This window comes from Microbacterium mitrae, from assembly GCF_008017445.1.
GTDB classification, from domain to species: Bacteria; Actinomycetota; Actinomycetes; order Actinomycetales; family Microbacteriaceae; genus Microbacterium; species Microbacterium mitrae.
In genome coordinates this window covers 81,490-95,875 of the sequence record NZ_VRSW01000004.1, presented here as the reverse complement: position 1 = coordinate 95,875, position 14,386 = coordinate 81,490, and the positions used below count along the sequence as shown (strand labels likewise).

Sequence of the window (14,386 nt, the reverse complement as noted above, 5' to 3'; positions counted from 1 at the left end):
TTCAAGCCCTTTCCAGTGATGAGATTAGTGTGTCAACGCGGCGTGCAATGTCGTCACGAATAGCTTCGACCCCTTGCGGCGAGGCAAGTGCGGGGTCACCGACGGCCCAGTCTTGGTATTGCACGCCGGGAACGATGGGACAGACATCGCCGCATCCCATGGTGATGACGATGTCAGCCGCGCGAACGGCGTCGTCAGTGAGCGGCTTCGGGAACGCGTCGTTTACGCCGTCGGGGTCGATGACCTCGACGAGCGAGCGGACATATGGATTTATGCTTCCGGCCGGGGTAGACCCTGCTGAACGAGCAACGATTCGCCCTCCTGAGCGCTGATTAACCAGCGCCGCAGCGAGCTGTGAGCGTCCGGCATTCGCTACACAGACGAAGAGCACCTGTGGCTTGGTCAGCGTCTTGTCGCGCGAGAGATCGGTCAGTCGCTGCCGTGCGAACTTTTCAGCCAGCGGCAGTATCAGAGTGGACACTGTTGCCCGCCGGGCAAGCCCTGCATAGGACTCACGGACGACAAAAGCAACGAGCTGCGCATCGAGTGAAGGGTGGGCTTCCTGCAAGTCGGCCGCGATGTGGTCGAGGCGCGCATCCACGTCAATCACCTTCGTCTCAGCCGATTCTGGAGATACCGCCGCTGGCGTAAACGAGTCGAGTAGAGCTGTCACTGCCGCCCGCTGTGATGGCGTGATGCTGTAGTACACCCACGTGCCACGGCGTTCGGATTCAAGGACGCCTGCGTCACGCATCACCTTCAGGTGGTGAGAAATCGTCGGCTGAGAGACATGCGCAAGAGCTTCGAGGTCGCAGACGCATGCCTCACCGCGCGGGTCGGTCGAGATTGCTGACAGCATCCGGATGCGAAGGGGGTCAGAGAGCGCTTTGAGCGTCGCCGCGACGGTCGCGGCAGACGATTCGCCCATAGCCGAGACCGCGACAGGCGGGCATTCCGTGGTCATTTCATTGCCTCCTGCCGGAGTGGGTCGGTGTGAAACCAGCGCCTCGCGACCCAGAGGGACACGTAGACGAGTCCGACGAGCACGGGAACCTCGATGAGTGGGCCGACGACGCCGGAGAGTGCTTGCCCCGAAGTTGCTCCAAAGGTGGCGATAGCGACGGCGATTGCGAGTTCAAAATTGTTGCCCGCTGCGGTGAACGCGAGGGTTGTGGAGCGTGCGTAATTCATTCCCAGTGCTTTGCCAAGCCCGATACCCGCGAACCACATGATGGCGAAGTAAGCGAGCAGAGGTAGCGCGATGCGTGCGACATCCCACGGATGGGAGGTGACCTGCTTACCCTGCAGAGCGAACAACAGGATGATAGTGAACAGGAGTCCGTACAGAGCCCAGGGACCAACCTTCGGGAGGAACTTTTCTTCGTACCACTCGCGTCCCCTCACCTTCTCACCGACGAGGCGAGACGCGAAGCCCGCTATGAGTGGGATGCCGAGGAAGAACAGGACGTTCAGCGCGATCTGCCAGATGGAAACGTCAAGACCCTCGCTGTCTAGGCCGAGCCAACCAGGCAACACTGTCAGGTAAAACCAGCTGAGCAGCGAGAACGCCACCACCTGGAACACCGAGTTGATGGCGACGAGCACGGCGGCCGCTTCACGGTCGCCGCAGGCAAGGTCATTCCAGATGACGACCATGGCGATGCAGCGGGCAAGACCGACGATGATGAGGCCCGTCCGATACTCGGGGAGGTCGGCCAGGAATAGCCAGGCGAGAGCGAACATCAGCGCTGGGCCGACGAGCCAGTTGAGTACCAGGGAGGAGATGAGCAGTCGTTTGTCGCCGGCGACTGCAGCGACGCGGTCGTAACGCACCTTCGCGAGCACGGGGTACATCATCACCAATAGACCAATGGCAATGGGCACCGAGATGCCGCCGACTTCCAGGAGCGCTAGCGCCTCCGAAAAAGCGGGGATGAAGCGGCCAATGAGAAGCCCGGCGGCCATAGCCGCGCCAATCCACACAGGAAGCCAACGGTCGAGCTTGGAGAGCCTGTTCCGTGTGGGTGAGGGGACAGCGGTGGTCGCGCTCATGCGAACTCCTCCTGGACCGCGCGCTGGCTGAGGGGGCCGTCGAGTGCGGCGAGGAACTGTTGTGCGTCTTGAGCGGCAGCGCATCCCGTGCCGGCGGCCGTGATGGCTTGGCGGTAGGTGTGGTCGACGAGGTCTCCAGCTGCAAAAACACCCCGAAGATTGGTGTGGGTAGACGGGTGGTCAACTCGAACGTAGCCATCGCTGTCGGTGTCGACCTGTCCGATGACAAGTTCGGAGCGAGGGTCGTGACCGATTGCAATGAACAGACCTGTCGCGGCTAGGTCGCGAATTTCACCAGTGACGGTGTCGCGAAGAGTGACCGCGCTTAGCTTTTCCGCGCCCACCAACGAGTCCACCTCGCTGTTCCACTGGATGCTGATTTTCGGATGGCTGAGGACTCGTTCAGCCATGATGCGGGATGCGCGGAACTCACCCCGGCGGTGGACCACGGTGACTTTCGCGGCAAACCGGGTTAGGAACAGAGCCTCTTCCATTGCGGAGTCGCCACCGCCGACGACAACGATGTGTTGCTCACGAAAGAAGAATCCGTCGCAGGTCGCGCACCAGGACACGCCATGGCCGGTGAGGCGGTCTTCGTCAGCCACGCCAAGCTTGCGATACGCGGAGCCCATTGTGAGGATGACGGCTTTTGACCGGTAAACATCACCGCGCCCAGTCGCGATGACTTTGGTGTCCCCGGCGAGGTCAAGATTCGTTGCATCATCAATGACGATGCGCGCACCAAAGCGTTCAGCCTGTGCCTGCATTGACGCCATGAGGTCAGGCCCTTGCACGCCGTCGATGAAGCCCGGGAAGTTCTCGACCTCGGTCGTGGTCATTAGTGCTCCACCGGCGCTGACGGAGCCAGCGATGACGACGGGCGTGAGGCCAGCTCGCGCGGCGTAGATTGCAGCAGTGTAGCCCGCGGGGCCAGACCCGACGATAACCAACTCGACATCTTGTATAGACATACTTCTATATTGAAGAACGTCGATGCGAAGTGCAAATGCTGGACGGAAGTGTTCACCTAATGGTCACGTGCGCCTCGAGAATGTGGACGAGATGGGCGTGGCATCGTTGATGCGAGATTCCGGGGCCTCAACCCCAGCTTTGGGAAAATTGCGCGCCAAACGTCGGAAACCGCGTTTTTCCGGGATTCTCGGCTCCATTAATTCGTTTGAGATCCCAGCAGAAAAATAAACACACCACAGAACAACGAGGAAGGCCCCGGATGAAAATCTGGGGCCTTCCTCATTTTTGTGTACCCGCCTGCGGTGGTCGCGACGTTGTTACGGGTTTCGCGATCCCGTAGCGCGCGTACAGCGGGCGCCACGAAGGCCAAACGAAGGGCCCACCACGTCGAAACGTGATGGGCCCGGTGAACGAGCGACTCATCGCCCGCCACCCGGACTCAGCCGAACTGGTTCATCGTGTTGTCTTTGCCACCGGCCTTGAGGGCGGCGTCGCCGGCGAAGTACTCCTTGTGGTTGTCGCCGATGTCGCTACCAGCCATGTTCTGGTGCTTAACGGTGGCGATGCCCTCGCGGATTTCGCGGCGCTGTACGTCGCGAACGTAGGTGAGCATGCCCTCGTCACCGAAGTAGCCCTTCGCCAGGTTGTCGGTCGACAGCGCAGCCGTGTGGTACGTCGGCAGCGTGATGAGGTGGTGGAAGATTCCGGCGCGAGCGGAACCATCGCGCTGGAACGAGCGGATCATCTCGTCCGCCTTGGTGGCGAGCTCAGTGTTGTCGTATTCGACGTTCATCAGCGCGGCGCGGTCGTATGCCGAGACATCCTGACCCTGCTCCGCGAGCAGGTCGTATGCCTGCTGGCGGAAGTTGAGGGTCCAGTTGAACGACGGGCTGTTGTTGTAAACGAGCTTCGCGTTCGGGATGACCTCGCGAATGCGGTCAACCATGCCAGCGATCTGCTCGACGTGCGGCTTTTCGGTCTCGATCCAGAGCAGGTCGGCACCGTTCTGCAGCGACGTGATGCAGTCGAGAACGCAGCGGTCTTCACCCGTTCCCTGACGGAACTGGTAGAGGTTGCTGGCGAGGCGGCGCGGACGCAGCAGCTTGCCGTCGCGCTTGATGATGACGTCGCCGTTGCCGAGCTCGGCCTCAGAAATCTCTTCGACGTCGAGGAACGCGTTGTACTGGTCGCCGAGGTCACCGGGGGTGTTGCTAACGGCGAGCTTCTGCGTGAGGCCGGCTCCGAGCGAGTCGGTGCGTGCGACGATGACGCCGTTGTCGATGCCCAGCTCAAGGAAGGCGTAGCGCACAGCGTTGATCTTCGCGATGAAGTCCTCGTGCGGAACCGTGACCTTGCCGTCTTGGTGACCGCACTGTTTCTCGTCGGAAACCTGGTTCTCGATCTGGATGGCGCAGGCGCCCGCCTCGATCATCTTCTTGGCGAGCAGGTAGGTTGCCTCGGGGTTACCGAAACCAGCGTCGATGTCGGCGATGATCGGAACCACGTGGGTTTCGTAGTTGTCGATTTGCGACTGAATGAACTCGATTGCCGTCTCGTCGCCGGCGGCGCGTGCGTTGTCAAGCTGCGTGAAGAGCAGGTCGAGCTCACGGGCGTCAGCCTGACGGAGGAACGTGTAGAGCTCTTCGATGAGCGCCGGAACCGATGTCTTCTCGTGCATCGACTGGTCGGGCAGCGGTCCGAACTCCGAGCGGAGGGCGGCAACCATCCAGCCGGAAAGGTAGAGGTAACGCTTGTTGGTCGTCTTCAGGTGCTTCTTGATCGAGATCAGCTTCTGCTGACCGATGAAGCCGTGCCAAACACCGAGCGACTGCGTGTAGACGGAGGAGTCGTTGTCGTACTCGGCCATGTCGCGGCGCATGATGTCTGCGGTGTACTGCGCAATCTCCAGACCCGTCTTGAACCGGTTCTGTGCACGCATACGGGCGACGTATTCCGGGTTAACGCTGTCCCAGCTGGAACCGTTCTGCTGCTTGAGCGAATCCACGGCTTCTTTGTCGTTTTGGAATGCAGTCACGATGACTCCTTCGGCGGGTGGTGACTCGGTCACTCACATTGGCGTTTGCTTATTCTCACAATGGGGCAGTGAGAAGGCTTCTTCTGACCAATCCGGAGGAGAAGTTTCGCGAAAATTTTACTGTTGTGCAGAATCCTGTGCTCGGAGCGGGCAAATCCGTCCGGCGCCGCGGTTCAACACGACCCGAAGAATCACGGGCGACCGGAACGCTTCACCACGTCATACGCCCCCAGCGCAGCCTTGCGTGTGAGCCCGAGATCGACAATCTTCAACGGTGAAGCGTCGGCGGCCCACTGCTGCACGTACAGCCCGTGCGGGTCGAACTTTTTGGCCTGTAGTTCGGGGTTGAAGATGCGGAAGTAGGGCGCGGCGTCGGCTCCGGAACCAGCCACCCACTGCCAGTTGAATGGATTGCTTGCGGCATCGGCGTCGACGAGCGTGTCCCAAAACCACTGCTCGCCGATGCGCCAGTCGATCAAAAGATTCTTAACCAGGAACGACGCCGTGATCATGCGCACGCGGTTGTGCATGTGGCCGGTATGCCAGAGTTCGCGCATGCCGGCATCGACAATGCCGAAGCCGGTGTTGCCTTCGCGCCACGCCCGCAATGCCTGCGCGTCAGGTTGTGGCCAGGGAAAGTTGTCGAACTCGGCGCGCAAGTTCGCGGTCGCGAGGTTCGGGAAGAAGAACAGTGTGTGCCAAGCGAATTCTCGCCACCCCAGTTCACTGAGAAATCGTGCCGAACCGCCGGCACCGGTGGCCGCATGCCAGGCGCTGAACGGACTGATCTCTCCCCACCGCAATCGCGGCGACAGTAAAGATGTGGCGCCAGCGGAAGGCTCGTCGCGCGCCTGGTCATACAGGGGGAGGTCGGTCGCCACGAACTCTCGCAGGCGGTCGTGCGCCGCGGGTTCACCCGGCGTCCACGTTTCGCGCAACCCCGCCGCCCAGTCTGGTGCCGTCGGCAGGAGGTTCCAATCGGCGAGGGTGTCGGAGGCAACAATTCTCTGCACACCGGCGGAACCCGGGTGCAGGAGTTGTGGTTCCGGGAGGGGGAGGCGCGGCGCAGGCAACGCCTGGCATGCTCGCCAGAACGGGGTAAAAACCGAGTAGTGCGTGCCTGCGCCGGTCTGAACGGTCCACGGTTCGAAGAGCAGCGATGCGGCGAACGACTGCACCTCGAGACCATCAGAACGCAGACCGGACTTCAGTTCGCTATCGATCGCGCGTTCCGCGCTCGCGTACCGACGGTTCCAGAAAACCGCGCTCGCACCACTCTCGCGCACGATGGCACGCACGACGACGCCCGCCGCGCCTCGCCGCAACACGAGAGGAACCCCCCGCTCGGCAAGCCGGGCACGCAGAGACTCCACCGAGTGGTGCAGCCACCAGCGACTCGCGGCTCCGAGAGGGCGCATTCCCGCGGACTCCTCGTCGAGGATGAAGAGGGCAACAATGGGGGCGCCGCGCTCGGCCGCCGCCGTCAGCGCCGGATTGTCGGCAATGCGCAGGTCATCGCGAAACCACACGAGGGTTGGCGAAGTCATGGGGCCTCTTCCATCATCCTCACCAGACTAGGCGAGCGCCGTGCAGCGGAGCCGCGACGCGTGGGCGTCTTTATGCTTGATGGTGGCGGGCGAACACGTGCTGCGCCGAGTTCGCCGTCATACCGAAAGCCTCATGAGTTCGTCTACCGCCTCGTCGCCCATCGTTCTTCCCCTGCACCCGGTTGTGACGCGCGCGCCCATCTGGCTTTTGCTGGTTGCGCTCGCGTGCGGCGGGTTCGCGATCGGAACCACGGAATTCGTCGCGATGGGGCTGTTGCCTCAGCTGGCCGCCGGGGTGGGCGTATCGATTTCGGAGGCCGGGCACGCAATCTCGGCCTACGCGCTTGGCGTTGTCGTCGGCGCTCCGGTGATGGCGTTTGTCGGCGCGCGGTGGCCGCGACGGGCGGTGCTGGTTGGGCTCATGGCGCTGTTCGTCCTGGGAAACGGGCTCACCGCGATCGTTGACTCATACCCGGCGCTCCTCGGCGCGCGTTTCATCGCGGGGCTTCCGCACGGCGCCTATTTTGGTGTCGCCTCGCTTGTCGCGGCATCGGTGGTTCCGCCACACCGTGCCGGGCGCGCGGTGGCGGGGGTCATGTTGGGGTTGAGTTTTGCCAATCTGGTGGGCGTGCCGGCTGCGACCTGGCTCGGACAGAATTTTGGCTGGCGCGCGGCCTTCTGGGTGGTCGCGGCGCTGGGGGTCGCAACCATTGTCGCGGTGATCGCTGTGGTTCCGAAGGTTGCCGGCGAGGACACGGCATCATGGCGCACCGAACTCGCCGCGCTCGGCCGGCCGCAGGTGATCTTGGCCCTCCTTGCCGGCGCCATCGGCTTTGGTGGCCTGTTTGTTGTCTACACCTACGTGGTTCCGCTCATCACCGAGGTGGGTGGGCTCCCCGAATCGACCGCACCCCTGTTTCTGTTTGCCTTCGGTCTCGGCATGGTCTTTGGCACCTGGATCGCAGGCCGACTCGTCGACTGGTCGGTGTTTCGGTCGTTGATTGCCGCCGCTTCGGCTCAGGCGTTGTTGCTGGCCGGTGTCTGGTTGTTGGCGCCGACCGGATGGGCACTTTTGCCGCTGTTTTTCGGCATGACGACGGCAAGCTCGGTCTTTGTTCTCGCCCTGCAGATTCGGCTGATGCGTGTCTCCGGCGATGCACAAACGATCGGCGCGGCCATGAATCATGCCGCGCTGAATGTCGCCAACGCGCTCGGCGCCTTCCTGGGCGGGCTTGTGATTGCCGCCGGTTGCGGCGTGCATTCCACCCCGCTGGTCGGCGTGGTGCTTTCCGTGCTCGGTCTGATCGTTGTGTTGGTGTCGCTGAGCCTGCAGCGGCGCTCGCGGCAGCGATCGTCCTGCACGGCCAACGCGCGTTAGTACTGCACCGCCAGCTCGCGCTCGAGCGGCGCGCAGAAGAACGCGAGTTCATGACGCATCGCACCCTCGAAAGCGCGCACCATGGCTGCACGTTCAGCCGGTGACGCCTGACGCGCAGCCCGGTCAACGATCGCGCACGCGCTGCGCGTCGCCTCCGCAAACTCGGGGTCTGAATAGGTGACGAGCCAGTCGCGGTAGGGGTGATCGACCGCGACATCGCCGCCAAATACGGTGCCGACTTCCGTGTAAACCCAATAGCAGGGCAGGACCGCAGCGACGATCTCCGCGTACCAACCACGGCCGACGGTCGCGAGCAGATGGTTGAGGTACGCCGTCGTGGTTGCGCTCGGCTCGGGGGCTGCGGAACCCACGTGCGTGCGATGGAGATTGGCTTCCTCTGCGAGAGCGCCCGCCGATCCGCGTGCCCAGAAGTCTTGTTCTTCGCTGGTGGGCGCAAGCATGGCGGCCGCCGCGAGCACACGGGCGTAATCGCGCAGATACACGGCGTCTTGAGCGAGGTACCAGTGAAACGCGTCGCGGGGGAGGGTGCCGTCCGCCAGCGATGCAACGAACGAGCACGTCTCGATGTCACGCTGAACGGCGGCGTTCGCGCCCCACACGTCGGCCGTGAAGGATCGACCGAGATCGATGTGGGGCCGGATCTCATGCAGGTGGTCGACCGGTCCGTTGCCGCTGCCGACACCGAGCTCGGATCCTGCTTTAATCGCGCCTAGCAGCCACGATTTAGCCCGAACGAGCGCATCGTTCCACGTGAAACCAAGCGCGCCGAGAGTCGCCATCGCCGACGACAGTGAGCAGCCGGTTCCGTGCGTGTTTGTGCTGGCAATGCGCTCACCCGGCACCTCGAAAACCGTCGTGGGGGTGACGATCGCATCGGGCGCTGTGTCGCCAGGCAAATGCCCACCCTTAACGAGAACCGTCGTGTCGTGCGTGAGGGCCAGCGCCTGCGCTTGAGCGAGCGCCTCCCTCCATGTTTGCGCCTCGGGCTGGTCAACAAGAATGGCCAGCTCAGGAAGATTGGGGGTGACCAGGTGGGTGCGGCCGCACAACGCTCGAAGCGCGGTCACGGCTGCGGCATCGAGAAGGCGATCGCCGGAGGTCGCGACCATCACCGGATCGAGAACCACCAGAGGCGGGCGAACACTCTTGAGCCAGGCATCGACCACGGTAATCACGGGAGCGGAATGCAGCATCCCGAGCTTGACTGCATCGATCACAACATCGTCACTGACCGCCTCGAGCTGTTGCTGCAAGAAGGCGAGCTCGGGCACATGAACCGCGCGCACGCCATGCGTGTTCTGTGCGACGAGTGCGGTCACCACCCCCATGCCGTATCCGCCGAAGGCATCGATCGACTTGAGATCAGCCTGCAATCCGGCGCCGCCGGAGGGGTCGGTACCGGCGATGCTGAGAATGCGGGGGATCATGCGAGTTTTCCTGACAGGGCGACGTTGGTTGGTGCGGTGTGCTGACGGCGAGCGGAACCATGCAGGGCCGCGCGTAACGCGGCCGTCGCGGCGCCGGGGTCGGGAGCGCTGAGCACCGCCGACACCACGGCGACACCAGCGGCGCCAGCCGCCGTCAATGGCGTCACATCGTCGATCGTGATGCCGCCGATCGCGACGCAGGGCAGCGGCGTCGTTCGAACCAGCGCCGCGAAGCCATCGACGCCGAGCGCATCCGGCGCGTCTGGCTTGGTGGCTGTCGGGTGAATCGCGCCCGTGCCCAGGTAGTCGAGGGTCGCAGCCGGCATTGCGGCGGCCGCCGCGACGTGCGCCGGGGTGTCGGCCGTCCACCCAATGAGGGCAGCAGGGCCGAGCAGGGCCCGGGCGGCGATAGGGGAGACGTCGCTCTGACCGAGGTGCACGCCATCGATGCGCGCCCCGGCAAAGCGTGCGGCGAGGGCGACATCGAGACGATCGTTCACGATGAGAGCCGCACGACCGTCGATCACGTGGGAGAGGGCGGCCGCAAGCGCGACCTGCTCCCGAGCCGGCTGGTTCTTGGCACGCAACTGAATGACCGTCGCACCCGCAGAAACGGCCTGGCCGACGATATCGATCAACTGGGTGTCGGCAACGGAATCATCCGTCAGCACATGCAGGGAAAGATCCCACGTCATGCTCGGGCCTCCCAACCGTCGAGGTCAGCCGGCTGCAGGGCGGCGAGTGCATCAATGAAGCCGACGGCAAACGACCCAGGGCCGGTGGCGCTCGCGGCGGCGCGTTCCGAAGCCCGCGCGTGCACGACGCTCGCCGCGACAGCCGCCGAGAATGCATCGGTGACACCTAAGAACGCGGCCATCGTGGCACCGAGAGAGCAACCGCCACCCGTGACCCTGGTGAGCAACGCCGACCCACCGGCGACCCGCACGGTGTGCTCCCCGTTTGTGATGACATCGATCGGTCCGCTGGTGGCCACGACGCAGCCAAAGCGCGCCGCAAGCGATTGCGCTGCCGGAAGTGCCGACTCAGCATCGTCGGTCGCGTCGACGCCGCGACCCCCGGTTCCGGCCCCGGCGAGGGCCATGATCTCCGACGGATTGGCGCGAACGATCGCGGGCCGATGCTCCACGAGCTCGTGCGCCAGGGCCGTGCGCACCGGCAGGGCGCCGATCGCGACCGGGTCGAGCACCCAACGCGACGTTGCGGTGGCGGCTTCGCGAGCCGCGCCCTGCTGTTCGGGCGTCGGCGTGCCGAGGTTGATCAGCACGCCATCGGCGATGCCGGCGAACAAGCCCGCCTCGCCAACGATGTCGCACATTGCCGGAGCCGCACCCAGCGCGAGCAAGACGTTCGCCGTGAAATTGGTCACCACGGCGTTGGTGATGCACTGCGTCAGAGGCGGAGTGGTGCGGAGAGCCTCGAGGGCTTCGGCGGGCGTGCGGGTAGGCAGAACAGCGCTCATATGACATTCCTTCGCGAGCATGATCTCGACAGGTTCGGCGGGTGTGATCTCAGTCCCTGGCGGGACACCCCGAGTCACCAGCCACGCTAGCAGACGCGCACGGGCGTGCCGTTCGTGCGCGCTCACGTTCTCCGCGTTGGGTGGAGCGCGCGTTAGTCGTGGTGCTTGTTAGCCGTGGTGCGTGGTGGCGGTGGCGCGCAGGTCGTCGGCCGCAGCCTTGAGGGCTTTCACGACCGACGGAACCAGTGCGCTGGTAATGCGGGTGACGGGGCCCGACACGGAGATGGCGGTGGGTTGATCGAGCCCGGGCACCGCGACGGCGATGCAACGCACACCGACCTCTTGTTCGCTGTCGTCTGCGGCGAATCCGCGGCTGCGGGAGAGCCGCAGATCGGCGAGGAAGGCATCGACCGTCACGAGCGTGGCTGGGGTGAACCGGGGGAGTCCGGTGCGCTCGACGAGCGCTTCGACGCGATCTTCCGGCATGAGCGACAGCATCGCCTTGCCGACGCCGGTGGAGTGTGGCAGCACCCGCCGACCCACCTCGGTGAACATGCGCATGCGGTGTCGCGACGGCGTCTGTGCAACGTAGAGCACGAGGTCGCCGTCAAGCACGGCGAGATTCGCGGTCTCATTGAATTCGTCTTCGAGGCGCTCCAGTAGCGGCGTCGCCGTCTCGGCGAGCGGAGGCACGGCGCGTTTGCCGAGTCCGATCAGGCCGGCGCCGAGCGCATACCGGCGCTGCTCGGTCTGGTGCACATATCCGAGTCGCTGCATGGTTCCGAGCAGGCGATGCGCTGTCGGCACCGCGAGCCCGGTGCGTTCGGCCGCGACGGCGAGCTGCAACCCCCCATCGGCGACGGCAATCGCCTCGAGGAGGGCGAAGGCGCGGGTCACGGATTGCACGGATCCGGCGGGTGCCATTTCGGTCATGATTCCACGATATGAAACTTACGCTCCGGTTTGTGGAAGATTCCGTACCGTGGAGCGCACGCCGCCGGTGGCCGTTCGCCGGCGCAGCACAAGACGTCGTACGAAGGAGTAGAGCCGTGACCGAGTCGCTCACCGCAGAGTCCCGCACCGAATACCTGACGCGCGCTGACCTTGCCGTCGCCCGCGAGATCGCCGACTTCGCGGAGTCGACGCTCGCGACCTTCGGGCTCGACGCCGACGATTTCTGGGCGGGCGTCGCGGCGATCATCCGGGACCTCACCCCGCGCAACGAGGAGCTCCTCGCCAAGCGCGACACCCTGCAACAGCAGATCGATGACTACCACCGCGCGAACCCGGGCCAACCCGACGCCGAGGCCTATCGCGAATTCCTCACGCGCATTGGCTATCTCGTGGCTCCGCCCGAGCACGTTGCGATTTCAACGACCAATGTGGACCCGGAAATCGCCACCACCGCCGGACCGCAGCTCGTGGTTCCACTGCTCAACGCCCGCTTCGCGCTCAACGCCGCCAATGCCCGCTGGGGTTCGCTCTATGACGCGCTGTACGGCACCGACGCGATTGCGCAGGAGGGCGATTTGGCCCCCGGCGCCACGTACAACGTCGTGCGAGGCGCCGCGGTTATCAGCCGTGGTCGCGCGCTGTTGGATCAGGCCGCGCCGCTCGCGCAGGGCTCGCACGCCGATGCCCGCAGCTATACGGTCGATGCCACCGGCGCGTTGGTTGTGCAGGTGGCCGACGGAACGACGGGGTTGGCTGATGCGGCGGCATTCGTCGGGTACGCGGGATCACCCTCGGCGCCCTCCGCGGTCTTGCTGAAGCACAATGGTCTGCACCTGGAGATTGTCATCGATCGCGCGGGCACTATCGGATCTACCGACCGGGCTGGGGTGCAAGACATCGTCGTGGAGTCGGCGATCACCACCATCATTGACCTGGAAGATTCGGTCGCCGCCGTTGATGCGGAGGACAAGGCACTCGGCTATCGCAACTGGCGAGGCCTGATGGATGGCACGCTCAGCGAGTCGATCACGAAGGGCGGCCAGACGATCACGCGAGTGATGGCCGCCGACCGAACGTTCGTCACGCCCGCCGGTGCAGCGCTGACGCTGCCAGGGCGTTCGGTGCTCTTCATTCGCAACGTCGGCCACCTCATGCGCACCGATGCTGTGCTCGACGCGCAGGGCGAGCCGGTGTTCGAGGGCGTGCTCGATGCCATCATGACCGTGCTGGGGTCGCTACCTGATCTCCGTGGCGAGCGCGCCGGCGCCAACTCGCGCACCGGGTCGGTCTACATCGTGAAGCCTAAGATGCACGGCCCTGAAGAGGCAGCGTTCGCCGCCTCGTTGTTCGGTCGGGTTGAAGAGCTGCTGGGGCTTGATGCGAACACCATCAAGATCGGCATCATGGACGAAGAGCGGCGCACGTCGGCGAACCTGGCCGCGTGCATTGCCGCCGCATCAGACCGTGTCGTGTTCATCAACACCGGCTTCTTGGACCGCACGGGCGACGAGATTCACACCTCGATTCACGCGGGCATCTTTCCGCCGAAGTCGGTCATTCGATCGCGCCCGTTTATGCAGACGTACGAAAACCGCAATGTGGCGATCGGGTTGGATGCGGGTCTCGACGGTCGCGCTCAGATCGGTAAGGGCATGTGGGCCATGCCTGATCTCATGCACGACATGATCGAGCAGAAGATCGGTCACGTGCGCTCGGGCGCCTCGACCGCGTGGGTGCCATCGCCGACGGCCGCCACCCTGCACGCCCTGCACTACCACCAGATCGACGCCTTCGCTCAGCGCGACGGTATCGTCTTTGATCCGGCGTCTCTTGAGCAGTTGTTGATGGTTCCGCTCGCTGTCGACGAGGAGCTGACCGCGGAGATTGTGGCGACCGAACTCGACAACAACGTGCAGTCGATTCTGGGATACGTCGTGCGGTGGATCGACCAGGGTGTTGGCTGCTCGAAGGTGCCCGACATCAATGGTGTGGCGCTCATGGAAGACCGCGCGACCCTGCGCATCTCCAGCCAGCTGTTGGCAAACTGGCTCGCGCACGGTGTGATTACCGAGGCCGATGTCGACGCCAGCTTGCGCCGATTGGCGCCGGTGGTTGATGAGCAAAACGCCGGTGACGCGGCCTACGAAGCGTTGCTCGTTTGCGATGAGCCTGGCATCGCATTCGCGGCCGCTCGTCGATTGATCATCGAGGGTGCGGCACAGCCCAACGGCTACACCGAGCCGATTCTGCACGAAATGCGCAAGGTAAAGAAGTCGCGCGGCTGACAGGCACCTGCTGACCCGCTACGTCGCGCATGGCTTGTGTGGCGTCGCGGGTCTTGGGCAGTGTTCCGTGTCTTGTACGGCGTTGCGCGTCTTGTGTGGCGCTGCGTGTCTTGTGCGACGCAGCCCCCGGAGGATGGGCTCCTCCGGGGCTCGCGCATTTCACCGAAACACATTTTGGTCGGCGAGAATCATGCGGCCAGGGTGGGTTTCGCCGACCAAAATGTGTTTCGCAGGA

General features: G+C 64.1%; 11 protein-coding genes and 1 riboswitch. Of the genes, 2 read left to right on the top strand and 9 right to left on the bottom strand.

Going from position 1 to position 14,386, the window contains the following annotated elements; translation table 11 throughout:
- Position 1: 1 nt before the first annotated feature.
- The 5 genes from FVP60_RS11020 to FVP60_RS11000 all read right to left on the bottom strand — a co-directional run bounded on the left by FVP60_RS11020 (position 2) and on the right by FVP60_RS11000 (position 6,606).
- Positions 2-964, bottom strand: coding sequence for a metalloregulator ArsR/SmtB family transcription factor (locus tag FVP60_RS11020; protein WP_246132583.1), 963 nt, complete (start codon positions 962-964; stop codon positions 2-4).
- Complete coding sequence (gene arsB / locus FVP60_RS11015; protein WP_147826343.1) at positions 961-2,052, bottom strand: ACR3 family arsenite efflux transporter; 1,092 nt, start codon at positions 2,050-2,052, stop codon at positions 961-963. The genes FVP60_RS11020 and arsB overlap by 4 nt, the downstream gene beginning before the upstream one ends.
- The gene (trxB, locus tag FVP60_RS11010; protein ID WP_147826342.1) at positions 2,049-3,023 is read right to left on the bottom strand and encodes a thioredoxin-disulfide reductase; all 975 of its coding nucleotides are present in this window, start codon (positions 3,021-3,023) and stop codon (positions 2,049-2,051) included. Before trxB ends, arsB begins: the two co-directional genes overlap by 4 nt.
- Before the next feature lie 440 nt (positions 3,024-3,463).
- Entirely contained in the window at positions 3,464-5,059 is a 1,596-nt protein-coding gene (locus FVP60_RS11005) for an isocitrate lyase (RefSeq protein ID WP_147826341.1), read from the bottom strand.
- 191 nt (positions 5,060-5,250) lie between these two features.
- Positions 5,251-6,606 (bottom strand): cryptochrome/photolyase family protein, encoded by a 1,356-nt coding sequence (locus FVP60_RS11000; protein WP_147826340.1) that lies wholly within the window; start codon positions 6,604-6,606, stop codon positions 5,251-5,253.
- A gap of 133 nt (positions 6,607-6,739) precedes the next feature.
- On the opposite strand from FVP60_RS11000, the gene FVP60_RS10995 reads away from it, so the two are divergent.
- A complete protein-coding gene (locus FVP60_RS10995) occupies positions 6,740-7,984 on the top strand; it encodes an MFS transporter (RefSeq protein ID WP_147826339.1) in 1,245 nt (414 codons plus the stop codon).
- Here the strand turns inward: FVP60_RS10995 and thiD are convergent.
- From thiD to FVP60_RS10980, 4 genes are all read right to left on the bottom strand, one after another.
- On the bottom strand, positions 7,981-9,432 hold the full coding sequence (thiD, locus tag FVP60_RS10990; RefSeq protein ID WP_246132582.1) for a bifunctional hydroxymethylpyrimidine kinase/phosphomethylpyrimidine kinase: 1,452 nt from the start codon (positions 9,430-9,432) through the stop codon (positions 7,981-7,983). The genes FVP60_RS10995 and thiD overlap by 4 nt on opposite strands.
- Complete coding sequence (gene thiE / locus FVP60_RS13250) at positions 9,429-10,127, bottom strand: thiamine phosphate synthase (protein ID WP_246132581.1); 699 nt, start codon at positions 10,125-10,127, stop codon at positions 9,429-9,431. Before thiE ends, thiD begins: the two co-directional genes overlap by 4 nt.
- On the bottom strand, positions 10,124-10,912 hold the full coding sequence (thiM, locus tag FVP60_RS10985) for a hydroxyethylthiazole kinase (RefSeq protein WP_147826338.1): 789 nt from the start codon (positions 10,910-10,912) through the stop codon (positions 10,124-10,126). The genes thiE and thiM overlap by 4 nt, the downstream gene beginning before the upstream one ends.
- Positions 10,902-10,994, bottom strand: a riboswitch (TPP riboswitch). Its footprint overlaps the gene before it by 11 nt.
- A gap of 86 nt (positions 10,995-11,080) precedes the next feature.
- On the bottom strand, positions 11,081-11,845 hold the full coding sequence (locus FVP60_RS10980; protein WP_147826337.1) for an IclR family transcriptional regulator: 765 nt from the start codon (positions 11,843-11,845) through the stop codon (positions 11,081-11,083).
- Positions 11,846-11,961: 116 nt separating this feature from the next.
- Between FVP60_RS10980 and FVP60_RS10975 the strand changes: the two genes are divergently transcribed.
- On the top strand, positions 11,962-14,151 hold the full coding sequence (locus FVP60_RS10975) for a malate synthase G (RefSeq protein ID WP_246132580.1): 2,190 nt from the start codon (positions 11,962-11,964) through the stop codon (positions 14,149-14,151).
- The last annotated feature ends 235 nt before the right edge of the window (positions 14,152-14,386 follow it).